Source organism: Caulobacter sp. 10L414 (genome assembly GCF_056395525.1).
This window is the reverse complement of record NZ_JBFTJR010000001.1, coordinates 16,075-36,183: the sequence shown is the minus strand read 5'-3', so window position 1 is coordinate 36,183 and position 20,109 is coordinate 16,075. Positions and strand designations below refer to the sequence as shown.

23 protein-coding genes and 2 tRNA genes are annotated in these 20,109 nt (G+C 68.9%); 14 read left to right on the top strand and 11 right to left on the bottom strand.

From position 1 onward, the window contains the following. Position 1: 1 nt before the first annotated feature. Positions 2-589, bottom strand: a complete 588-nt coding sequence (locus tag AC1DCG_RS00200; protein ID WP_477036626.1) for a glutathione S-transferase family protein — start codon at positions 587-589, stop codon at positions 2-4. A 189-nt stretch (positions 590-778) separates the two neighbouring features. Between AC1DCG_RS00200 and AC1DCG_RS00195 the strand changes: the two genes are divergently transcribed. From AC1DCG_RS00195 to AC1DCG_RS00175, 5 genes are all read left to right on the top strand, one after another. Further along, on the top strand, positions 779-1,273 hold the full coding sequence (locus tag AC1DCG_RS00195) for a 3D domain-containing protein (RefSeq protein WP_165255486.1): 495 nt from the start codon (positions 779-781) through the stop codon (positions 1,271-1,273). Between the two features lie 191 nt (positions 1,274-1,464). Next, complete coding sequence (locus AC1DCG_RS00190) at positions 1,465-1,869, top strand: response regulator transcription factor (protein WP_346764853.1); 405 nt, start codon at positions 1,465-1,467, stop codon at positions 1,867-1,869. Continuing rightward, a complete protein-coding gene (locus AC1DCG_RS00185; protein ID WP_477036625.1) occupies positions 1,866-2,948 on the top strand; it encodes a YaiO family outer membrane beta-barrel protein in 1,083 nt (360 codons plus the stop codon). The genes AC1DCG_RS00190 and AC1DCG_RS00185 overlap by 4 nt, the downstream gene beginning before the upstream one ends. After that, complete coding sequence (locus AC1DCG_RS00180; RefSeq protein WP_477036624.1) at positions 2,949-3,992, top strand: HEAT repeat domain-containing protein; 1,044 nt, start codon at positions 2,949-2,951, stop codon at positions 3,990-3,992. Positions 3,993-3,995: 3 nt separating this feature from the next. Then, positions 3,996-5,426, top strand: coding sequence for a glycosyltransferase family 2 protein (locus tag AC1DCG_RS00175; RefSeq protein WP_477036623.1), 1,431 nt, complete (start codon positions 3,996-3,998; stop codon positions 5,424-5,426). 3 nt (positions 5,427-5,429) lie between these two features. On the opposite strand, the gene AC1DCG_RS00170 is transcribed toward AC1DCG_RS00175, so the two are convergent. From AC1DCG_RS00170 to cobA, 5 genes are read right to left on the bottom strand one after another with little or no spacing between them, the layout of a single operon-like run. Next, complete coding sequence (locus tag AC1DCG_RS00170; protein ID WP_165255477.1) at positions 5,430-6,173, bottom strand: phosphoadenylyl-sulfate reductase; 744 nt, start codon at positions 6,171-6,173, stop codon at positions 5,430-5,432. Next, on the bottom strand, positions 6,173-6,700 hold the full coding sequence (locus AC1DCG_RS00165; RefSeq protein WP_477027958.1) for a DUF934 domain-containing protein: 528 nt from the start codon (positions 6,698-6,700) through the stop codon (positions 6,173-6,175). The genes AC1DCG_RS00170 and AC1DCG_RS00165 overlap by 1 nt, the downstream gene beginning before the upstream one ends. Beyond that, entirely contained in the window at positions 6,684-8,342 is a 1,659-nt protein-coding gene (locus tag AC1DCG_RS00160; protein WP_477027957.1) for a nitrite/sulfite reductase, read from the bottom strand. Before AC1DCG_RS00160 ends, AC1DCG_RS00165 begins: the two co-directional genes overlap by 17 nt. A gap of 8 nt (positions 8,343-8,350) precedes the next feature. Then, positions 8,351-8,719, bottom strand: a complete 369-nt coding sequence (locus tag AC1DCG_RS00155) for a DUF2849 domain-containing protein (protein ID WP_477027956.1) — start codon at positions 8,717-8,719, stop codon at positions 8,351-8,353. Further along, entirely contained in the window at positions 8,716-9,561 is an 846-nt protein-coding gene (gene cobA / locus AC1DCG_RS00150; protein WP_477027955.1) for a uroporphyrinogen-III C-methyltransferase, read from the bottom strand. The genes AC1DCG_RS00155 and cobA overlap by 4 nt, the downstream gene beginning before the upstream one ends. Positions 9,562-9,786: 225 nt before the next feature. Between cobA and gcvA the strand changes: the two genes are divergently transcribed. The 3 genes from gcvA to AC1DCG_RS00135 are packed head-to-tail and all read left to right on the top strand — an operon-like array spanning position 9,787 to position 11,385. Next, entirely contained in the window at positions 9,787-10,743 is a 957-nt protein-coding gene (gcvA, locus tag AC1DCG_RS00145) for a transcriptional regulator GcvA (protein ID WP_165255468.1), read from the top strand. 37 nt (positions 10,744-10,780) lie between these two features. Beyond that, positions 10,781-11,116 (top strand): chorismate mutase, encoded by a 336-nt coding sequence (locus AC1DCG_RS00140; RefSeq protein ID WP_058348794.1) that lies wholly within the window; start codon positions 10,781-10,783, stop codon positions 11,114-11,116. Continuing rightward, the gene (locus AC1DCG_RS00135; RefSeq protein ID WP_477027953.1) at positions 11,113-11,385 is read left to right on the top strand and encodes a hypothetical protein; all 273 of its coding nucleotides are present in this window, start codon (positions 11,113-11,115) and stop codon (positions 11,383-11,385) included. Before AC1DCG_RS00140 ends, AC1DCG_RS00135 begins: the two co-directional genes overlap by 4 nt. Here the strand turns inward: AC1DCG_RS00135 and AC1DCG_RS00130 are convergent. Together AC1DCG_RS00130 and AC1DCG_RS00125 are read right to left on the bottom strand one after the other, a co-directional pair. Continuing rightward, entirely contained in the window at positions 11,382-12,902 is a 1,521-nt protein-coding gene (locus AC1DCG_RS00130; protein WP_477036620.1) for a S41 family peptidase, read from the bottom strand. The genes AC1DCG_RS00135 and AC1DCG_RS00130 overlap by 4 nt on opposite strands. Positions 12,903-12,925: 23 nt before the next feature. After that, positions 12,926-13,264, bottom strand: coding sequence for an Hpt domain-containing protein (locus AC1DCG_RS00125; protein WP_477027951.1), 339 nt, complete (start codon positions 13,262-13,264; stop codon positions 12,926-12,928). Between the two features lie 84 nt (positions 13,265-13,348). Between AC1DCG_RS00125 and AC1DCG_RS00120 the strand changes: the two genes are divergently transcribed. From AC1DCG_RS00120 to AC1DCG_RS00110, 3 genes are all read left to right on the top strand, one after another. Then, positions 13,349-13,424: transfer RNA gene (locus tag AC1DCG_RS00120), tRNA-Lys, on the top strand. Positions 13,425-13,611: 187 nt separating this feature from the next. Continuing rightward, a tRNA-Lys gene (locus tag AC1DCG_RS00115) sits at positions 13,612-13,687 on the top strand. A 181-nt stretch (positions 13,688-13,868) separates the two neighbouring features. Next, positions 13,869-15,200 (top strand): MFS transporter, encoded by a 1,332-nt coding sequence (locus tag AC1DCG_RS00110; protein ID WP_477027950.1) that lies wholly within the window; start codon positions 13,869-13,871, stop codon positions 15,198-15,200. A gap of 102 nt (positions 15,201-15,302) precedes the next feature. Here AC1DCG_RS00110 and AC1DCG_RS00105 read toward each other — a convergent pair whose 3' ends face one another. Further along, the gene (locus tag AC1DCG_RS00105) at positions 15,303-16,301 is read right to left on the bottom strand and encodes a zinc-binding dehydrogenase (protein WP_477027949.1); all 999 of its coding nucleotides are present in this window, start codon (positions 16,299-16,301) and stop codon (positions 15,303-15,305) included. A 157-nt stretch (positions 16,302-16,458) separates the two neighbouring features. On the opposite strand from AC1DCG_RS00105, the gene AC1DCG_RS00100 reads away from it, so the two are divergent. Continuing rightward, positions 16,459-17,130: a hypothetical protein gene (locus tag AC1DCG_RS00100; protein ID WP_477027948.1), complete on the top strand. Its 672-nt coding sequence runs from the start codon at positions 16,459-16,461 to the stop codon at positions 17,128-17,130. Here AC1DCG_RS00100 and AC1DCG_RS00095 read toward each other — a convergent pair. Further along, positions 17,127-17,966: an SDR family NAD(P)-dependent oxidoreductase gene (locus AC1DCG_RS00095; RefSeq protein WP_477027947.1), complete on the bottom strand. Its 840-nt coding sequence runs from the start codon at positions 17,964-17,966 to the stop codon at positions 17,127-17,129. The two genes, AC1DCG_RS00100 and AC1DCG_RS00095, sit on opposite strands and share 4 nt — an antisense overlap. Before the next feature lie 2 nt (positions 17,967-17,968). Next, the gene (locus tag AC1DCG_RS00090; protein ID WP_058348786.1) at positions 17,969-18,283 is read right to left on the bottom strand and encodes an REDY-like protein HapK; all 315 of its coding nucleotides are present in this window, start codon (positions 18,281-18,283) and stop codon (positions 17,969-17,971) included. Between the two features lie 121 nt (positions 18,284-18,404). On the opposite strand from AC1DCG_RS00090, the gene AC1DCG_RS00085 reads away from it, so the two are divergent. After that, positions 18,405-19,289 carry a polysaccharide deacetylase family protein gene (locus AC1DCG_RS00085; protein WP_477027946.1) on the top strand — a complete coding sequence of 295 codons (885 nt, stop codon included), beginning with the start codon at positions 18,405-18,407 and terminating at the stop codon, positions 19,287-19,289. A 5-nt stretch (positions 19,290-19,294) separates the two neighbouring features. Further along, complete coding sequence (locus AC1DCG_RS00080) at positions 19,295-20,101, top strand: HpcH/HpaI aldolase/citrate lyase family protein (protein WP_477027945.1); 807 nt, start codon at positions 19,295-19,297, stop codon at positions 20,099-20,101. The last annotated feature ends 8 nt before the right edge of the window (positions 20,102-20,109 follow it).

Below are 20,109 nucleotides of genomic sequence, written 5' to 3'. Positions count from 1 at the left end.
CTTATGCGATGCCGAGGGCCGTCTCGACGCGGCCCACCCAGGCCTTCACGGCCGGATAGCGCGCCAGATCGAAACCGCCCTCGTGGGCGACACGGGTGTAGGCCACCAGCGCGATGTCCGCCAGGGTCAGGCGATCGCCGACCAGGAAACCGCTGCCTGACAGCCCGCTTTCCAGGCGCGCCAGGGCCGCGTGGCCGCGCTCGACCAGCTTGCCGTCCAGGCTTTCCACCGGCTTGCCCATGTAGGCGACCTGGAAGCGGGCGACGGCGACATAGGGCTCGTGGCTGTACTGTTCCCAGAACAGCCACTCGTACATCTTGGCCTTCAGATAGGGATCGCTGGGGATCAGCACCGAGCCCTCGGCCAGATGCAGCATGATGGCGTTGGACTGGGCCAGCGCCCGGCCATCCTCGAGGATCACCGCCGGCACCTGGCCGGCCGGGTTCATGGCCAGGAATTCGGCGGTGCGGGACTCGCCCTTGAGGATGTCGATTTCGATCCATTCGAAGGGCAGGCGCAGGCGCTGGGCGGTCCACTTCACCTTCAGGCAGTTGCCCGACTTGCCGTCGCCGAAGATCCGCAGCGTCATTCGGTCACCCTCCCCCACTTTTCAAACGGCGCGCTAAACGATTGAATCTTCGGACGAGTTCCGAGCTTGACCAGAAGTTTTCGTCCGATTCCACCCTATACGGGCGACTTTAAGCGGGTTGTCACGGAGCCGTGATCGGCTTAAGGAACGGCCCGAACCGACAGATACGCCGATAAGAGGACCCCCTCGATGCGACGCACGCTCGCCGGAATTTTGGCCTTCATGGCCATGTTCGCCGCCCTTCCCGCCGCCGCGGGCCCCGACTCAGAACGCGCCACCGATCCGCTTGGCGAACTGATCGCCGGGGCTCTGACCGGCTCGATCCCCGGCTCCATCGAGTACAAGATGAAGGCCACCCTGTATCACGCCGGCGCCAAGGGCATCCGCGCCCTCGACAGCCTGGGCTGCAAGGTGGTGGCCATGCGCACGCTCGCCGTCGACACCAAGGTTATCCCGCGCCGCACGATCGTCTTCATCAAGGAAACCGTCGGCCTGCCGATGCCCAACGGCGAGACGCATGACGGCTACTGGTACGCCTCCGACATCGGCGGCGCGATCAAGGGCAACAAGATCGACATGTTCAGCGGCCAGGGCGCCAAGTCGATGAAGCCGCTGGCGGGCCTGAACCTTGCGCACCTGTCGGTGACCAAGGTCGGCGAGTTCAAGGGCTGCCCGCCGGAATAGCCGGCCCGAGCCTCTTCCGACGACAGATCGAGCACTGGACACGGCCGCGAAAGCGGCCGTTTCGCTGCATGCGTGCAATGTCGGGAAGTTAACCAAACGCGAGATGTTCGCGCTGGCCTCTCCGAACGTTCTGCACCACTCTGAATTGGTGTCGCGACTCTCTTGAAGCTCAGCTTGCAGGCGAGGAATTGGTGTCCAGGCGATCTGAAAGTAACCTTGCGTCCTCGCCTTCGGTGCTCATCGCCGACGATGACGCCCTGCTCCGCGAAATCCTCGAGCATAAGCTCAGCATGGCCGGCTACGCGGTCACGGTGTTCGAGGACGGACGCGCCGTGCTGGAGGCCGCCCGCACTGAGCGACCGCAGGTCGTGGTGCTGGACGGCATGATGCCGATCATCGACGGCTTCGAGGTGCTGCGCCGCATGAAGGGCGACGACGCCTTGCGCGACATTCCCGTAGTGATGCTGACCGCGCTGAAGGGGCGGAACGACATCGTCACCGCTCTGAACCTCGGCGCGGCCGACTATCTGCCCAAGCCCTTCGACCCCGACGAACTGCTGGCGCGCCTGTTTCGCATCGCCCCGGTGGCCGCATGATCGAGACGGCGGCGGTCCAGGCGCCGGAGACGGCCGACCCGGCTTATGCCGCCGCGGTGCAGGCCCGCCAGGCCGGACGCACCGCCGAGGCGATCGCCGCCTTCGATCTGCTGTCGAAACAGCGCCCCAAGGATCCGGACGTCTGGCTGAACCTCGGCCTCTCCCGCATGGCCGCCCAGCGCTACGCCGAGGCCGACCAGGCCTTCGAGACGACCCTGGACCTGGCGCCGGACTATCGCGACGCCCGCATCGCCTACGCGCGATCGGCGCTGTTTTCCGGCCGGCCGGAGTTGGCGCGCCGACGCCTGGCCCAGCTGCTCGCGACGGCGCCGAACGATGCGGAGACCAGGAACCTGGAGCAGCAGATCGCGGCCACCCAGGCGATGCCGGGCGAGCCGACCTGGCGGCTGGACCTGGCCTATGCCCGCAGCGAACTGACCAAGGACCTGGGGCACTGGAGCGCGGCGACGCTGGCCCTGTCGAAACGGCTCGATCCGGCCACCACCGTCGGCGGCTCCATCGAGCACACCGAACGCTTCGGCGTCTCCGACACCTATGCCGAGGCGCTGGTCGCCCGTCGCTTTGGTCAGCGCCTGGACGGCTTTCTGGCCGTCGGAGGCGCGCCCGACGCCGACTATCGCCCTGAACTGTCAATCCGCGTCGGCGGTTCGGCCGCCCTGCGCGACACCGGGCCCTGGCGAGCCAGGCTGGGACTGGACGCCGTGTGGTCGCGATACGCGGTGGGCGAGGTCAAGAGCCTGCAGCCCTACCTGACGCTGGCGGCAGGGCCAGCATCGCTGACGGTCCGCTCGATCAACACCGAGGACGAACGGGGCAAGCATCAGTCGGGCTACACCCTGAACGGCGAGTGGTCGGCGAGCGAACGCCTGAGGCTGCGACTGGGCTATGCCGACGCCCCCGAGAGCGCCGACGGCGCGACCGTGCCCGTCGAAGCGATATCGGGCGGGATCGCCTACGACCTGACGTCCCGATGGACGGTGCAAGTGGTCGGGGCGCATGAGAAACGCACGGCCTACGACCGCGACGAGGTCGGGGTCGCCGTCACCAGACGGTTCTAGATGTCGTCGCTGACGCTGATCTGGGTGATCGCGCTCGTCCTGATCGGCGCGGCGTTGGCGTGGATGAGCGGCCTGATCCTCGCCCGCCTCGTCAAGGAGACCAGGGCCGCCGATCGCACCGCGGACCGCAAGCTGATCATCCAGGCGCTGTCGGGCCTGCTCCGGGGCCAGGCCGAGGCGGGCGACATCCTTCCCCCCTTCGTGCGCAGGCCCCAGGTGCTGGCCGAGGCCGTCCTCGATTTCCAGGGCCTGATCCGCGGCGCGGACCAGGAACGCGCCATGGGCGCGCTCAGGAACCTTGGCCTGATCCCGGTGCTGGAGGCCCGGATCATCCACGGCTCGCGCGACGAGCGCCTGACCAGCGTGGAGGCGCTGGCCGCCCTCGGCGGCGAGGAGGTCAAAGCCGCGCTACGGCGGGCCATCCGCTCGAAGGACCCCAATGTGCGCATGGCCGCGATCAAGGGCCTTGCCGACGCCGGCGCGCCGCCCACGCCTTCGCGCCTTCTCGACTATGTCGGAACGGGCGAACTGACGCCCTCGCGGGTCTATTCGGAGGTGATGCGCCAGGCCGTGGCGGCCGCCCCCGCCGATGGGCTCCTGGCCCTGCAGAGACATGACCTCAGTTCGCTGATGCGGGCCGTGCTGCTCGACGCGCTAGGCCGCTCGGGCGCCTACGAGGCCGTGCCCGCGCTGGCGCTCGCCGCCGAGGATCCTGCCCCGGACGTGCGAACCGCCGCCGTTCGCGGTCTCGGACGGCTGCAGCATCCGTCGGCCGCCTCGACCTTGGCCGCCGCCCTGGTCGACGAAGCCTGGACGGTGCGTTCGGCCGGCGCGGAAGCGGTCGGCGCCGCCGGACTGGTCCGCTTGGCCCCACAGGTCGCCGCCCTGCTGGACGATCCCGAATGGTGGGTTCGGTTTCGGGCCGGCGACGCCCTGGGCAAGCTGGGCAAGGCCGGACGCGGTCAGCTCGATGCCGCCGCCGCCGACGGCGCGCGCCCCGTCGCCCAGCGGGCGGCCGAGCGCGCCCTGGCCGAGATCGGTTGAACCATGCCGGAGCTGGAAACCCTCGCCCTCATCGTCGTCCGCTTCGCCGAGACCATAGCCTGGGCCGTGATCGCCACCGGCCTGTCTCAGAACGCGCTCTATCTCTATCAGCTGGTGCTGGCCGCCCGAGCGCTGTCGCAGGCCCCGCCAGTCAACCAGGCCGCGCTGCTGTGGCGGCGCTACGCCGAGGCCGCGCCGCCGATCACCCTGATGGCGCCGGCCTACAACGAGGCCCTGACCATCGTGGAGAGCGTCAGGTCGCTGCTGGCCCTGCAGTACCCGCACTTCGAGGTCGTGGTGGTCAACGACGGCTCCAAGGACGAGACCTTGCAGGTGCTGGTCGACGCCTTCGAACTGCATCCGGTCGAACGGCACTACGACCTGGCCACGCCCTGCCAGAAGATCCGGGGCCTTTACGCCGCCGCCAACCAGCCGCGCCTGCTCGTCGTCGACAAGGAGAACGGCGGCAAGGCCGACGCCCTGAACGCGGCGATCAACCTGTCGCGCTCGCCCATCGTCTGTTCGATGGACGCCGACAGCCTGCTGGAGGTCGACGCCCTGTTGCGCGCCGTCGCGCCCTTCGTCGAAGACCCCGAACGCACGGTGGCCGTTGGCGGCACCATCCGCATCGCCAACGGCTGCAAGATCTCGTTCGGCCGGGTGGTCGAGGTCGGGGTGCCCCGCAACATGCTCGCGCGCCTGCAGACCATCGAATACCTGCGCGCCTTCCTGATGGCGCGGCTGGCCTGGAGCCGCATCTCGACCCTGACCATCATCTCCGGCGCCTTCGGCCTCTTCCGACGCCAGGCGGTGCTGGACGTCGGCGGATACAGCCACGGCACCGTGGGCGAGGACATGGAGCTGGTGGTCAAGCTGCACAAGCACTACCGCCGCCTACGCAAGCCGTATCGCGTGGCCTTCACGCCCGAGCCGGTCTGCTGGACCGAGGCCCCCGAGACGATGGCCGTGCTGTCGCGTCAGCGGGCCCGCTGGCATCGAGGCGCGCTGGAAACCTTCTTCCGTCACCGCGACATGATCCTGAACCCGCGCTACGGCCGGATCGGCGTCGTGGGCTTCGGCCACATCCTGGTGGTCGACGTGCTGGGACCGATCATCGAGATCTTCGGCTACGTGCTGATCCCGGCCTTCTGGCTGCTGGGCGTGCTCGACATCGCGTATCTCTGGGCGCTGCTGGCCGTCACTTTCGGCTTCGGCATCGTCATCAGCGTCGGCGCCCTGGCGCTGGAGGAGACCGAACTGCGCCGGTTTCCCAACGCCCGCAGCCTGGCCGTGCTGATGGGCGCGGCGATCCTGGAGAACTTCGGCTATCGCCAGATCAACAACTTCTGGCGGCTGCGCGGCACCTGGCAGTTCCTGACCGGCGCCCAGGGCTGGGGCAAGATGACCCGCAAGGGGTTCTCGTCCCAGCCCTGAAGCCTAGATATCGCCGCCGACGTTGGGGGCCACGCCCGGCGTGCGCGCGACGTGGATGCCGCACTCGGTCTTGTCCTGGCCCTGCCAGCGACCGGCGCGGACGTCGGCGTTGGGATCGTCCACCGGCTTGGTGCACGGCCAGCAACCCAGCGACGGGAAGCCCTGGGCCACCAGGGGGTGAGCCGGCAGCTTGTGCTCGGCCGCATAGGCGTCGAGCTCGGCCTTGCTCCAGTTGGCCAGCGGATTGAACTTCAGCTGGCCTTCGGACTCCTCGACCACGGCCAGCCGCAGGCGGTCGCCGCCGTGGAAGCGCTTGCGGCCGGTCACCCAGCCTTCGAAGCCTTCCAGGGCGCGATCCAGCGGCAGCACCTTGCGGATGTGGCAGCAGGCGTCGGTGTCGGTGCGCCACAGGTCCGACCGAGGATCGGTGACGGCCAGGTCCGCGAAGGCGGGCCGCAGGTCGCGCACGTCGGTCAGGCCCAGGGTCGCAGCCAGGCTCTTGCGATAGTCGAGGGTCTGGCCGAACAGCATGCCGGTGTCGAGGAACAGCACCGGGATGTTCGGCGAGACCTGCGAGGCGAGGTGCAGAAGCACCGCGGACTCAGCGCCGAACGAACTGACCAGGGCCAGCTTGTCGCCGAAGGTCTCGTAGGCCTTGCGCAGGATGGTCAGCGGATGGGCGTCGCGCAGTTCGGCGTCCAGCCGCGCCGCCAGGGTCGGCGCGGCGTCGGTCTGGTCGTAGGCCATCAGAGGGCGCCTTCCTTGGCTTGAACCGCGCGCTCGTCGGCGGCGATCGGTCGGGCGTCGACCGCGCGCTGATAGACGTGACGGAAGCGGTTGGCGGCCTTGGTCCAGGCTTCCGGCGTCGCGCCGTCGCTAGGCTCGAAGGCGTCGAAGCCGCAGCGGACCATGAACCCCGCCTGCTCCTGCAGCACGTCGCCCACGGCCCGGACCTCGCCCTGATAGGCGAAGCGCTCGCGCAGCAGGCGGGCCGAGGTATAGGCGCGGCCGTCGCGATACTTCGGGAAGGCCAGGGCCACCACCGACAGGCGCGGCAGGTCGTAGGCCAGGGCCTCGACCTCCTCGGCCGGCTCAATGCGCACACCGACGCGGCGACTGTTGGACGACAGCAACGCGTCGCCCTCGGCCTGGAAGCGGGTCAGCGACAGGATGACGTCGCCGGCCTCGGGGATGGCGTCCTCGTCGGCGACGTGGACGAAGTCGTCCTGCGCCCACTGGGCGTCGGACCCGGCGAGCTTAATCAGCTTGGGCATAGACCGCTTCCTTGAAGGGCTCGAGGCCGACGCGGCGATAGGTGTCGAGGAAGCGTTCCTCGCCTTGGCGCGCGGACAGATAGGTGTCGACCAGGGTGTCGATGGCGGGCGCGACCTTGTCGGCGGGCAGCGCCGGGCCGAGGATCTTGCCGATCGAGGCGTCTTCCGCGCCCGAGCCGCCCAGCGAGAGCTGGTAGAATTCCTCGCCCTTCTTGTCGACGCCCAGGATGCCGATGTGGGCCACGTGGTGGTGGCCGCAGGCGTTGATGCAGCCGCTGATCTTGATCTTCAGCTCGCCGATCGTCTCGGCCCGGTCGGGGTCGGCGAAGGTCTTGGCGATGTCCTGGGCGATCGGGATCGCGCGGGCGTTGGCCAGGGCGCAGTAGTCCAGGCCCGGGCAGGCGATGATGTCGCTGATCAGGTCGATATTGGCAGTCGCCAGCCCGTTGGCCTCGAGGATCGCGTGCACCGCCGGCAGGTCGTCGAGCTTGATGTGCGGCAGCACGAGGTTCTGGGCGTGGGTCACGCGCAGGTCGTCCAGGCCGTAGCGCTCGGCGAGATCCGCCACGACGTCCAGCTGGTCGGCGGTGGCGTCGCCCGGCGTCTGGCCGACGGCCTTCAGCGACACCTCGACGATGGCGTAGCCCGGCTTCTTGTGCGGCTTGACGTTGTTGCGCACGAAGCGCGCCAGGGCGGGGCTCGCAGCCTTGGCGGCCTCGAACACCTCCGAACGGGCCGGCAGGGTCTCGAACGGGGTCTGGGCGAAGGCGCCGCGAATGCGGGCCAGCTCCAGGTCGCCCAGGTCGGCGCGGCCTTGATCGATCTTGGCCCATTCCTCCTCGACCTGACGGCCGAACTCCTCGGCGCCGAGCGCGGCGACCAGGATCTTGATGCGGGCCTTGTAGATGTTGTCGCGTCGGCCGTGGCGGTTGTAGACGCGCAGGACGGCTTCCAGGTAGCTCAGCAGGCTGGACGCCGGCAGGTGATGCTTGATGGTCGGGCCGACATAGGGCGTGCGCCCCTGCCCGCCCCCGACGATCACCTCGAAGCCCAGCGAGCCGTCGCGGGCCCGGCGCAGGATCAGGCCGATGTCATGCACCTTCACCGCGGCGCGGTCGGTCAGGGCGCCGGTGATGGCGATCTTGAACTTGCGCGGCAGGTAGGAAAATTCCGGGTGCAGCGTCGACCACTGGCGGATCACTTCGGACCACACGCGCGGATCGTCGATCTCCTCGGCGGTGGCGCCGGCATAGGGATCGGCCGTGGTGTTGCGGATGCAGTTGCCGCTGGTCTGGATGGCGTGCAGGTCGACCTCGGCCAGGGCGTCCAGGATGTCCGGCGCGTCCTTCAGCTTGATCCAGTTGAACTGGATGTTCTGACGCGTGGTCATGTGCCCGTAGCCCTTGTCGTAGGTGCGGGCCACCCACGCCAGACGCCGGGCCTGGCGGGAGTTGAGCGAGCCGTACGGGATGGCGACCCGCAGCATGTAGGCGTGAAGCTGCAGATAGAGGCCGTTCATCAGCCGCAGCGGCTTGAACTGGTCCTCGGTCAGCTCGCCGGCCAGGCGGCGCGTGACCTGATGGCGGAACTCGTTTGAGCGGTCCGTCAGGAACTCGCGATCGATGACGTCGTACTGATACATGGGTCGGCCTACTTGCGGCGGATCAGGTCGACGCGGCCCGTCGAGCGGGCGGCGCCGGAAGCGTGACGGATGGCCTCGACGACAGCGCCGCCTTGCGCCTGCTTGCCGTGGAGAAGCTCGTTGGTGGGCCCCAGGGCGCGGATGCGCTCGCGATAGCTGACCGGAGCCAGGCCAAGGCCTTCGACGGCCACGAGGTCGATCGGATAGGGATCGACGATCACGGTCGGCGCGGCCTTGCCGGCGGCGACGGCGGCCTCGACGGCTTCGCCCTGCGCCTCGTCGAACAACTGGGCGTCGCCGAAGCCGTCCACCCACGCGCCTTCCTTCCAGAAGACGACCTCCCCGTCGATCAGGCGATTGGCGGTCACGGCTTTCATTGGCCCGAACTCACGTTTTGAACTTCGAAGACGGCGAGCGTTGCGGTCTCGCCGGGGACTGAAATCTGGGCCATGGCCATGGCCTCGCCGACCATCAGCAGAGCCGGCCCCTTGAGGCCCTCGGCCGCCAAGGCCAGGCCCGCCAGGGTGGTCAGGATGCGGCGCTCGTCGGAACGGCTGGCGTTCTCGACGATCAGGGCCGGGGTCGCGCCGGCCCGGCCGGCGGCGGTCAGGCGGTCGGCGATCAGGCCGGCCGTAGAGACGCCCATGTAGACGACGACGGTCTGGTTGGGACGCGCGAGCGCTTGCCAGTCCAGATCAGGCTCGCCGTGGGCGGCATGGCCGGTGACGAAGGTGACGGCCTGGGCGCTGCCGCGATGGGTCAGGGGCGCGCCGGCGCCGGCGCTGGCGGCCAGGGCGGCGGTGACGCCGGGCACGACCGTGCAGTCGATCCCCGCCTCGCGGCAGGCCGAAAGCTCCTCGCCGCCGCGACCGAACAGGAAGGGATCGCCGCCCTTCAGGCGCACGACCTCCAGCCCCTCGCGGGCCAGCGCCACCAGCAGCTGGTTGATGTCGTCCTGCGGCAGCGTGTGGCGCGACTTGCGCTTGGCCACGTCGATGCGGCGGGCCTGGGGCGCCAGGTCGAGGATCTCGGCCGAGACCAGGCCGTCATGCACCAGCACGTCGGCGGCCTGCAGGGCTTTCAGGGCCTTGATGGTCAGCAGATCGGGATCGCCGGGGCCGGCGCCGACCAGCGTCACCCGACCCGAGGCGCGTTCGCCCTCGCCGCCCCGAAGCGCGACCAGACGAGGTGCAGCCTTACGATCAGAGGGCGACGCCATGCGCGATCCCAGGTCCTCTAAAAGCGTCCGATGGACGTGCGAAAGCGGCGCGAGCCGCCACGACCCCGCCGCAAGATCCAAAAGAAATGCGGGGCGAACCCTAGGGTCCGCCCCGCCTCTCGCTCGCCGATGAAAAGGGCCAATCCATCAGCGAACGCTTGCAAACTGGGCGCGGGCAGGCCAATTCGCAAACAAGGACTTCTGCCGGGGCGTTCAGTAAAACTCATGGAACGACAGACCGAACGGCGCCGCCTTCCGCCTCTCAACGCCCTGCGGGCTTTCGAGGCCGCGGCCCGTCACCTGAACTTCAGCCGCGCCGCCGACGAGCTGTCGGTGACGCCGGGCGCGGTGAGTCAGCAGATCCAGAACCTGGAAGACTATGTCGGCGCGGCCCTGTTCAAGCGCACGCCCAAGGGCCTGCTGCTGACCGACGCGGCCCAGACCGCCCTGCCCGCCCTGCGCGAGGCCTTCGACCGTCTGGCCGAGGCCGCGTCCCTGCTCACCGCCGCCGTCGACGGCCGCCGCCTGACCCTGACCGCCGCCCCCTCGTTCGCCGCCAAATGGCTGGTGCCGCGCCTGGGCAAGTTCGAGCAGGCCCAGCCGCAGGTCGACGTCTGGCTGTCGGCCGGCATGGAGGTCGTGGACTTCGCCGCCGGCGAGGTGGACCTGGCGATCCGCTACGGCTCCGGTCGCTATCCGGGCCTCGAAGTCACCCGCCTGCTGAACGAGACGGTGGTGCCGGTCGCCAGCCCTGAACTTCTGGCCGACAACCCCTTGGAATCGCCCGAGGACCTGGCGCGTCACATCCTGCTGCACGACGGCTCGCCCGACGCCGACGATTCGTGCCCGGACTGGGCCATGTGGCTGGCGGCGCGCGGCATCAAGGGCGTCGACGGCGCCCGCGGCCCGCGCTTCAACCAGTCGAGCCTGGTGATCGAGGCCGCCGCCAACGGCCGCGGCATCGCCCTGGCCAAGCGCACCCTGGCCCAGGCCGACCTGGACGCCGGACGCCTGGTGATCCCGTTCGACATCGCCACCTCGGTCGACTTCGCCTATTACGTCGTCCACCCCAAGGCCAAGGGTCGCCTGCCGCAGGTGAAGGCCTTCGTGACCTGGCTGAAGGATGAGGCGGCCGCCCACGAAGCGGCCCTGCTGACCATCGACAACGGAGCCGGCATCTAGGCTGGAACGGCGCAGCCAAACCGGCTTAAAGGGGCTCATGATCAAGACGACTCTCACCGTCGACGAGCGCCTCGCTCCCGCCGACTGCCAGACCATGCTCGACGTCCGCCAGGGCGTGGACGCGCTGGACCGGGCCCTGGTGGCCCTGCTGACCGAGCGCCAGGGCTACATGGACGCCGCCGCCCGCATCAAGGCCGACCGCTCCAAGGTGTTCGACCGCGCCCGCATCGAGGACGTGGTCGACAAGGTCAAGGCCGCCGCCCGCGAGGCCGGCCTGTCGGAAGCCATCGCAGAGCCGGTGTGGCGCACGCTGATCGACCGCTGCATCGCCTACGAATACGACAGCTGGGACCGGACCAAGGGCGAGGCGTGACCAAGGAAGAGATCGACAAGCTCCTGGACGAGATGGCCGCCGAGGCCGCGACCAAGGGCGACGACGACCTGCGTCCAGGCCTGATCTATCTGAACGACCGGCTGTACGGCACGGAGATCCGCACCGAGACCGTCTCGGCGGTGCGCGGCCAGCGCTATCGCGGCATCCGGGTCTTCGTGGCCCGGGGCTACGACACCAGGGTGATCACCCGCAAGGAGACCGCGGGTCTCGAAGTCGGCGCGTTCGAGGACCTGACGCCGCTCGACTAAAGCGCCGGACAGCGGGCCTGACGCACTCTCTTCCAGTCCTGCCTCAGCAGGGTCACGGCCACGCGCCAGGCCGCGTCGCGCGTCTGGCCGATCTCGTCGACGTGCGGCGGAACCGGGCAGTCCGGCATGACGCCTCGATCGCGCACCTGCGCCCGCCAGGCATGCCGGAAGCGCAGCAACGGCACGTCCAGCTCCAGGCCTGAATTGGGCAGCACCAGCTCCCAGCCATAGCCGCTGGTGTTGCCATCCTGGGTTCCGCCGACCTCCTCGCCGACGAAGACGCCCCGCCTTGCGTGGCGCAGCATCGAGGCCAGCTCCGCGCCGCCCGAAAAGGTGTCGCCGCTCGTCAGCACCACCAGCCGACCGCCGAACACCGGCGAGGCCGGCGCCGGACGGCTCATCAGGCCCTCGCGGCGATAGAGGCGTCCGTCCGCGCCCACGCGCTGCTGGGCCAGTTCCTCGTCGTCGAACACCACATGCTCGTAGCGACGTCCTGAAAGATCGCGCACCGAGACCACTGCCCCTCGCGCCTGCACCGAGGCGTACTTCCGGATGGGGCGGGCGACGAGGTGGGAGAACAGGATGCTCTCGTTCGGTTCGGATCCCCCGCCGTTGCGGCGCAGGTCGAGAATCAGGTCGCGCGCGCCGCGCCGCTCGATCTCCTCGAACAGCTTCCGGATGGTCGGCTCGAAGCTCGCGCCGGCCGCGCGGTAGCGCCGATTGCTGAAACTGGGGACCGACAGGTAGGCCGTGCGCTCGTCCAGCCATTCCAGGCTGGCCAGCAAAGACGCCTCAGGCTCGTCCGCCGTCGCGGGGCGGTCGGCATGGGCGATCGCGGCGACCTCGCGCTCGGCGACGGCGCCGTCGCCGGTCTGGATTCTCAGCCGGAACTTCACCTCGGGGCCCCGCAGCCGATATCGCAGCCGCGCATAGCCTTGCCCGCCCGCCTCGCGCATCGCTCCCGTGGGGATCGCGCCGTCGACGCCCAGGCCGGCCACGGCTTCGCGCACCAGGACGTCCGCCCCCTCTCCGTCGATGGCCAGCAGCCGGGTTCCGCGGGCGACATCGGCCGCCTCGCCGAAACCGCGGATGACGAAGACGCCCTCCTGGCTGAAATGCAGGTCGAGCGGCAGGAAGCGTCCCTCGGCGCGCTCCCGCGCGATCAGCGCCTCGCTACGGCGAAGCGACAGGTGCCCCTCGCCGGTCCGGCTCATCAGCGGCCTCAGCAGCGCATAGAGTTGGCGGCTGTCGGCGACGCCCTGCACCTCGCCCCTGGCCCGCGCCTTGGCCTGACGCCACGAACCGCGCGACTGTCGCCAATGGATGTCCGGCAGCCCCGCCTCGACGGCGGCGATCGCCAGTTCCAGGTCCTCGCGCGCCTGGGCGGGCGTCAGGTCGATCGACGGCAAGGGCTGGGCGCTCGCCGGAACAGCCAGGAACAGGGCCAGCACGGCAAGCACGAATCTGGGCGTCGTCACCGATCGCGCCGCCTCGCCGGTGCGATTCTTCGCGACCACGACCCACCGCCCCCGATGAACGCTCAGCCCTTCAGCGACTTCAGCGCCTGCTCGTGCACATAGGCGGCGATATCGAGCAGCGCCGCATCGAGCGCGGTCTTCACCTCGTCGAGACTGGCCTGGCCGTCTTCGGCACGCTGGCAGACCTCGCCCAGGGCATTGGCCCCCACGCCGCGCGCGGCGCCCTTCACGGTATGGACAGCGTCGCGCCAGCCGGGATGGCCCTGATCCAGCATCGGCGTCCACAGCGAAGCCTGTTCGCGAAACAGGGCCAGCACCTCTTCGATCACCGTAGCGTCGCCCATCGCGAACCCTTCCAGGTAGGCGAAATCCACGGCTCCGCTGATATCTCGCCTGGCCATCGAAAAAGTCCTTGCGCTCTCAAATTCATTGCGTATGTTCCGCGCCTCGCCGCCGGGACGCTTCAGCGCTTCGGAATCGCGAATGGGTGTATAGCTCAGTTGGTAGAGCAGCTGACTCTTAATCAGCGGGTCCAAGGTTCGAATCCTTGTACACCCACCATTCTCCTCAATACTTGATCCGATAAGAACTTCCCCTCCCGGGGAGGCGCTTTGGCGTATCTGCGTTTCGTCCGGGTGCGACGAATATATCCACACCTTCTTGTCTAAATCGGATTGCGCTCCCCGCGTCTTGGGGTATGTATCGCGCCTCGCCGTCGGGGACGCGAAAGCGACTTCGAAACGCGAACGGGTGTATAGCTCAGTTGGTAGAGCAGCTGACTCTTAATCAGCGGGTCCAAGGTTCGAATCCTTGTACACCCACCATTCTCTCTTCGATTTTCTGATCTGAAGCCGGATGGCCGCGAAAGCGGCCGGCGCCGCTACTTCGCGCAGATCACCAAGCTTCAATCAAGGATTGTCCGACTGTCGGGCGCCGTCGCGCGCGCCCGCTTGCAGCGGCGTTTCGCGCCTAGCGTCGCGGGTTCCCAGTCAACGGATCCGCGCCATGACCGCCGCCAAACCGCCCTCGCCCCACCGCCTGCCCCTGCTCGTCCACGCCGGTTACGGCGCCGGCCAGATCGCCGGCCAGGTGTTCCGCGACGCCCCCTCGCTGCTGCTGCTGTTCTTCATGACCAACGCGCTGGGCGTCGAGCCCGCGCTGGCCGGCGCGGCGATCTTCTTTCCCAAGCTGTTCTGGGGCCTGATCTCGGACCTGACCGTGGGCCTGGTCTCCGACCGCTGGAAGGCGAAGATCCCGCGCCGCCTATGGCTGCTGGCCGGCGCGCTGCTGGCGCCGCTCGCGCTGATTCTACTGTTCCACGTCCCGGAAGGCTCGCCGACCGCCAGCGCGGCCTATGTGGCCGGCGCGTTCAGCCTCTACATGATCGTGTTCGGCGCGTTTTCGGTGCCCTACCTCGCCATCGGCACGGAACTGTCCGACGATCCGAAGGAACGCACGGTGGTCATGGCCTGGCGGATGGGCTTCTCGGCCATCGGCCTGCTGGTGGGCAACGCCCTGGCGCCGGTGCTGGTCCAGACCTGGGGCGGCGGACGGCCGGCCTATTCGCAGATGTCGCTGGTGCTGGCCGGGGTCTGCGCCGCCAGCCTGCTGATCGCCTTCCTCGCCTCGCCGCGCCCCGTGGTGCAGGCGGCCGCCCAGCCGGCGCTGCGCCTGAAGGCGATTCTCAGCGCCCTGGTGGATCCGACCTTCCGCCCGCTGCTGGGCGCCTACCTGCTGCAGCTGATCGGCTCGGGCCTCGGCTACGCGGCGATGATCTATTTCCTCAGCTACAACATGGGCCGCAAGGACGCCCTGACCCAGATCGGCATGATCGTGCTGGTGATGAGCGCCGTGGTCATCGCCGCCCAGCCGCTATGGATCAAGCTGTCGACCGCCTTCGGCCGCAAGCGCGTCTACATCGCCGCCGCCCTGGGCCATGCGCTGGTCCAGGCCCTGTGGGGCGTCATGGCCGGCGCTCCGCTCGGCGCGATCTACGGCGTCGTCGTGCTCTTCGCCCTCTTCAATTCGGGATGGAGCCTGATGGGCTACAGCCTGCTTTCGGACGTCATCGCCCAGGACGAGGCCGAGCATGGCGAGAGCCGCGCGGGCGTGTTCTCGGCGCTGTGGACCGGAGCCGACAAGATCGGCTTTGCTTTGGGCGGCACGCTGCTGACGGGCCTGGTGCTGTCGGCTTTCGGCTTCTCCAGCGCCCTGGCGGTGACGGGCGCTCCGCAGCCGGGCTCGGCCCTGGTCGGCGTGGCCGTGGCCTTCGCCTACGCCCCGGCGGCGTTCAATCTGGCGGCGGCGGCGCTGTACGCGAAGTTCGGGAAGGCTTGAGGCCTGCCAGAAAGCAAAGGGGCCGACGCGATGCGCCGCCCCCTGGGCCCCGGATAAGCCCTTTGGGCTTTCCGGGATAACGAGTTGTCTTGAGCGTGGAGCTCAGCCCACCTTCACCAGCGTCTTGCCGGTGTTGGCGCCCTTCATCAGTCGCTCGAACTGGGCCGGGGCCGACTCGATCCCCTCGCCCAGGTCTTCGACCTGCACCAGGCGGCCTTCCTTCAGCCACGGCTCGGCGGTCTTCACCCACTCGTTCCAGCGCGGATAGAAGTCGTAGACCACCAGGCCCATGACGGCGGCGCGCTTGCCGACGATGGGGCCCAGCCCGAACTGCGGCGGCGGGCCGTCGGCGTGGTAGTGGGCCGACAGACCGCAGATCACCACGCGGCCGTAGGTCTTCAGCAGGCCGAACACCGGATTGAGGATCGGCAGGCCGACGTTCTCAAAGTGAACCGTGGGGCCGCCGTCGGTCAGGGCCTTCAGCTCGTCGACCCAGCCTTCGTTGCGATAGTCGACGGCGGCGTCAAAGCCGTAGCGCTCGACCACCTGCGCCACCTTGTCGGCCCCGCCGGCGATCCCGACGGCCTTGGCGCCGAGGATCCTGGCGATCTGGCCCGCCGTGCCGCCGACGCTGCCGGCGGCCGCATCAACCGTGAAGACGTCGCCGGCGCCGACCTTGGCCAGCTGAGTGACGCCCGCCCAGGCGGTCAGGCCCGGCATGCCCAGCACGCCCAGGTGATTGGAGACGCCCAGAGACGGATCGACCTTGCGCGCGAACTTGGCGTCCATCAGGCCGATCTGCGCCCAGCCGGCCTCGCCGATCACGTGGTCGCCGGGCGCGAAGTCCGGATGGCCCGAAGCGATGACCTCGGCGACGGCCGAGCCCGGCAGGATCTCGCCAGGCGCCGGACGCGGCTCGCCCATGTGCCGGCCGCGCAGGCGCGAACCGAGATAGGGATCGAGCGACAGGTAGAGCACCCGGACCAGCAACTGGCCGGCGGGCGCGGCGGTCGGCGCGGCGCGCTCGACCACCTCGAAGTCGGCGGCGACGGGCACGTCCTCGATGACACGCTTGAGGACGACTTCCAGGGTTTTGCTCATGACGCTGCTCGCGGAGGAAAAACGAGCGACGACCCTAGCCGTCGGCGACCCGCCATCTCCGATCGGCGACGAGTTTCATCACCAGCCGAACTTTCCGGCGCACGCGCAGTGCGTCTTCAGCCGCAACCTTGAGCGGAGCGGCCGATGCATGAAATAAGTGACGCTTTCAAACTGGGGGCCTTGCTTGTTCGCATCAACCGTTCGCCTGGCCCTCGCGGCCGGCCTGATCCTGACGGCCGCGGCTTGCGCGCCGCCCGCCAAGCCCGTGACCGATCCCAAGGTCGACGCCGTGCTAGAACGGTCACGTAAGACCCAGGCCACCTACGCGGCCTATGCCTGGGTGAATGTCGAGCGGCCGAACGAAGATCCGACCGTGGAATGGTCGGCCGAATTTCACAGCGGCGCAAAGCATCGCGTCGAAACCCCCGCCGACCGCATCGTGGCCGACTGCGCCGCAGGCACGGGCAAAATCTTCAACATCGCCAGCGGCGAGGTCCGCGAAGGCCCCCAGTACGCCCGCTCCGCCTGCGGCGTGAACAGCAACAATGAGCTTCTCGAAAAGGCCTATGTCGGCGTGCGGGAAACGCCGACCGGCCCGGTAGACCGGATCCGCGTAGCCGACGCCGAACTCGTCAGGATCTACGACATCGACCAGAACGGCGTGATCCTCGGAACGACGTTCAAGCTCAAGAACGAGGATAACAAGACCGTCCTGAGCGTGCTCAAGACCGTGGTCGAAGGCGACCTGCCCGCGCCGGACATTTTCGACGACGCCTCGCTCCAGCGCAGCGTCGTCCCCGACCGCTACAAGGTCGCTCCCGAGACCTAGTGCGGCTCCTCCCCGCCCGAGACGTTCATGCTCTCGGCGGTGATGTACTTGGCCTCATCGGAGCACAGGAAGGCGACAGCGTCGGCTGTGTCCTCGGGCTTGCCGGGACGGCCCAGCGGGATGCGGGCGGCCATGGCGGCCAGATAGGCCTCGACCGAAGCCGCGCCGGTGACCTTGGCGAAGTACTCGTTCTGCCAGGCGCCCAGACCCGTGGTCACGTGGTTGGGGCAGACGTTGTTGACGGTGATCTGGTGCGCGCCCAGTTCGATGGCCGCCGAACGGGTGAGGCCCACCAGGCCGTGCTTGGAGGCTGTGTAGGCCTGGGCGTGCGGAAAGCCCGACTTGGCCGCCTGGCTGGCGATGTTGACGATGCGGCCGCCCTTGCCCTGCGGGATCATCACCTCGGCCGCGGCCTTCAGGCCATGAAAGCAGCCGGTCAGATTGACGTCGATGACCGCCGACCAGTCCTCGGGACGAACCTCCATCAGCGGCTTCATGATGTAGCCGATGCCGGCGTTATTGACCCAGATGTCGAGCGAGCCGTGGGCTTCCACGGCATGGTCGGCCAGCGCCCGGACCTCGTCCCAGCGACGCACGTCGCAGGGCCGGATGCTGGCCGACCCGCCGTACTGGCGCAGATCGGCGGCGATCGCCTCCATCTCCTGCGTCCCGCCGATCATGCCGGCAGGCGTAGAAGGATCGACGGAGCGACCGATATCGGAAACGACCACCGCCGCTCCCTCCTGCGCCAGGCGTCGTGCGATGGCCTCCCCCAGGCCCCCGCGCCGACCGGACCCGGTGACGACCGCCGTCTTGCCCGAAAAGCGTCCCGCCATGCTCAACCCACCTTCTCGGTGACGATGAAGGTGGTGTCGGCCAGGGCCTGGAACTCGGCGGCGATCGCCTGCATCGTCTCGCTGGCCACGTCCGCCCCGAAGGCGTCCATGTCGGCGACGTCGATGATCTCCACGTACTGATAGGGCGGCGCGGCGTCGGTCCCCAGAAGGGCGGCCGAGCGGAAGACCTCGAACTTGTCGATGGACTTGAGGCCGTTGACGGTCGGCAGGTCGCGCTCCTTGGCCCAGGCTTCGTAGTCGGCGACCGAGACGCCGGGCTTCAGGTTGAACAGGGCGACAATCCGCGTGACGGCCATGAGGCGCTCCCTCCGTTGCGGCCAGGGCGCCGCCGTGAAGATTTGGAGGCCGCACGCTGGAGCGCCGCACCGAAGGGCGCGAGCGCCGCGAGCGAAGTGATCGCCTACTGGAGAAAGCCCTATGCCCGCACCTGACGACTTCCGCTGGCCGGACGGTTCGCGCCTCGCCCTGTCGATCGTCGTCAATGTCGAGGAAGGCGCCGAGCACAACATCCGCGACGGCGATAAGGGCCCCGAGCCGGTCGACGAGCTGGGCGCGGTTCCCAAGAAGCCGATGCGGATGCACGGCAGCGAGAGCAACTATCTGTACGGCATCAAGGCTGGCGCGCCGCGTATCCTGCGCCTCCTCGACCAGCACGGGATCGAAGCCACCTGGACGGCCGCGGCCCTGGCTCTCGAGCGCGCTCCCGAACTGGCCGCCGCCATCCGCGCCCGCGGCGACGAGGTGGCCGCCCACGGCTATCGCTGGACCCACCAGTTCTGGATGGATGAGGAGAAGGAGCGCGAATTCATCGCCAAGGCGGCCGACTCGATCGAGCGCACGATCGGAACCCGCCCTTCAGGCTGGCTGTCGCGCTACCTGCACACCGACAACACCCGCCGCCTGATCGCAGAGGCGGGGTTCAGCTATCACATGGACGACTATTCCGACGACTTCCCCTTCTGGGACAGCGTCGAGACGGCGGACGGGCAAGCCAAGCCGATGGTCATCCTGCCCTACGCCATGGACTCCAACGACATGAAGTTCTGGCTGGCCCCGTCGCTGACCGCCAAGGACTGGCTGGACTACGCCGTGGCCACCTTCGACGAGTTGCACGCCGAAAGCCAGGAAGTCGGCGCGCGGATGATGAGTCTTGGCCTGCACCTGCGGATCATCGGCCGTCCGGGCCGTATCGGCGCGTTCCGCAAGTTCCTGGATCACGTGACCGCCCAAGAAGGCGTTTGGATCGCCTGTCGGAGAAAAATCGCCCAGGCGTTCGCTGAGGCCGTGCCGATAGGCGATTGACGCCTATGACCTTTCGCTCGCTGCTCTTCGTGCCCGGGACGCGCCCGGATCGCTTCGGCAAGGCGCTGGACGCCGGCGCCGACGCCGTCTGCATCGACCTTGAGGACGCCGTACCTCCGGCCGGCAAAGCCGAGGCGCGAGCAGCCGCCCTCGCCTTCCTCAGCCAGATGCACACCGCCGTGGTCGGCCTGCGGATCAACGGCGTGCGCACCCTGGAGGGCCTGAAGGATCTCGTGGCCCTGGTCGAGAGCGACGCCCGCCCCGCGTTCCTGATGATCCCCAAGGTCGCCGCACCGGAAGACCTGCTGACCGCCGGCGAGATCTTGCCGGGCCTGGCGCTGTGGCCGGTGGTCGAGTCCGCCGAGGGCGTGCGCAGGGCCTTCGAGATCTGCGCTGCGCCCGGCGTGGCCGGCGCGCTCTTTGGAGGAGCCGACCTGTCGGCAGACCTCGGCTCGACCATGGACTGGGACGCCTTGCTGCTGGCCCGGGGCACGCTGGTCGCCGCCTGCGGCCGGGCGGGCGTCGCCTCGCTGGACGTGCCGCACCTGAACATCGCCGATCCCGACGACCTGACCGCCTCGACCCTGCGGGCCAAGGCCCTGGGCTTCACCGGCCGCTCCTGCATCCACCCGACCCAGGTGGCCGCGGTGAACGCCGCCTACACCCCCTCGCCCGCCGAGATCGAGCGCGCCCGGCGCGTGGTCGAGGCCTTCGACGCCGCCGGCGGGGCCGCCGCCCTGCTGGACGGCAAGCTGATCGAACTGCCGGTCATCCGCGCCGCACGGCGCATTCTCGACCGCGCGCAAGTCTAGGAGACACC

What these genes read in the sequence shown, in the direction of transcription:
- AC1DCG_RS00105 (WP_477027949.1), bottom strand. Translation starts at nt 16,301, where the DNA reads ATGAGCAAAACCCTGGAAGTCGTCCTCAAGCGTGTCATCGAGGACGTG.
- AC1DCG_RS00200 (WP_477036626.1), bottom strand. Translation starts at nt 589, where the DNA reads ATGACGCTGCGGATCTTCGGCGACGGCAAGTCGGGCAACTGCCTGAAG.
- AC1DCG_RS00195 (WP_165255486.1), top strand. Translation starts at nt 779, where the DNA reads ATGCGACGCACGCTCGCCGGAATTTTGGCCTTCATGGCCATGTTCGCC.
- AC1DCG_RS00185 (WP_477036625.1), top strand. Translation starts at nt 1,866, where the DNA reads ATGATCGAGACGGCGGCGGTCCAGGCGCCGGAGACGGCCGACCCGGCT.
- AC1DCG_RS00160 (WP_477027957.1), bottom strand. Translation starts at nt 8,342, where the DNA reads ATGTATCAGTACGACGTCATCGATCGCGAGTTCCTGACGGACCGCTCA.
- AC1DCG_RS00170 (WP_165255477.1), bottom strand. Translation starts at nt 6,173, where the DNA reads ATGGCCTACGACCAGACCGACGCCGCGCCGACCCTGGCGGCGCGGCTG.
- AC1DCG_RS00140 (WP_058348794.1), top strand. Translation starts at nt 10,781, where the DNA reads ATGATCAAGACGACTCTCACCGTCGACGAGCGCCTCGCTCCCGCCGAC.
- AC1DCG_RS00125 (WP_477027951.1), bottom strand. Translation starts at nt 13,264, where the DNA reads ATGGCCAGGCGAGATATCAGCGGAGCCGTGGATTTCGCCTACCTGGAA.
- AC1DCG_RS00180 (WP_477036624.1), top strand. Translation starts at nt 2,949, where the DNA reads ATGTCGTCGCTGACGCTGATCTGGGTGATCGCGCTCGTCCTGATCGGC.
- AC1DCG_RS00175 (WP_477036623.1), top strand. Translation starts at nt 3,996, where the DNA reads ATGCCGGAGCTGGAAACCCTCGCCCTCATCGTCGTCCGCTTCGCCGAG.
- AC1DCG_RS00110 (WP_477027950.1), top strand. Translation starts at nt 13,869, where the DNA reads ATGACCGCCGCCAAACCGCCCTCGCCCCACCGCCTGCCCCTGCTCGTC.
- AC1DCG_RS00155 (WP_477027956.1), bottom strand. Translation starts at nt 8,719, where the DNA reads ATGAAAGCCGTGACCGCCAATCGCCTGATCGACGGGGAGGTCGTCTTC.
- AC1DCG_RS00080 (WP_477027945.1), top strand. Translation starts at nt 19,295, where the DNA reads ATGACCTTTCGCTCGCTGCTCTTCGTGCCCGGGACGCGCCCGGATCGC.
- AC1DCG_RS00085 (WP_477027946.1), top strand. Translation starts at nt 18,405, where the DNA reads ATGCCCGCACCTGACGACTTCCGCTGGCCGGACGGTTCGCGCCTCGCC.
- AC1DCG_RS00090 (WP_058348786.1), bottom strand. Translation starts at nt 18,283, where the DNA reads ATGGCCGTCACGCGGATTGTCGCCCTGTTCAACCTGAAGCCCGGCGTC.
- AC1DCG_RS00095 (WP_477027947.1), bottom strand. Translation starts at nt 17,966, where the DNA reads ATGGCGGGACGCTTTTCGGGCAAGACGGCGGTCGTCACCGGGTCCGGT.
- cobA (WP_477027955.1), bottom strand. Translation starts at nt 9,561, where the DNA reads ATGGCGTCGCCCTCTGATCGTAAGGCTGCACCTCGTCTGGTCGCGCTT.
- AC1DCG_RS00165 (WP_477027958.1), bottom strand. Translation starts at nt 6,700, where the DNA reads ATGCCCAAGCTGATTAAGCTCGCCGGGTCCGACGCCCAGTGGGCGCAG.
- gcvA (WP_165255468.1), top strand. Translation starts at nt 9,787, where the DNA reads ATGGAACGACAGACCGAACGGCGCCGCCTTCCGCCTCTCAACGCCCTG.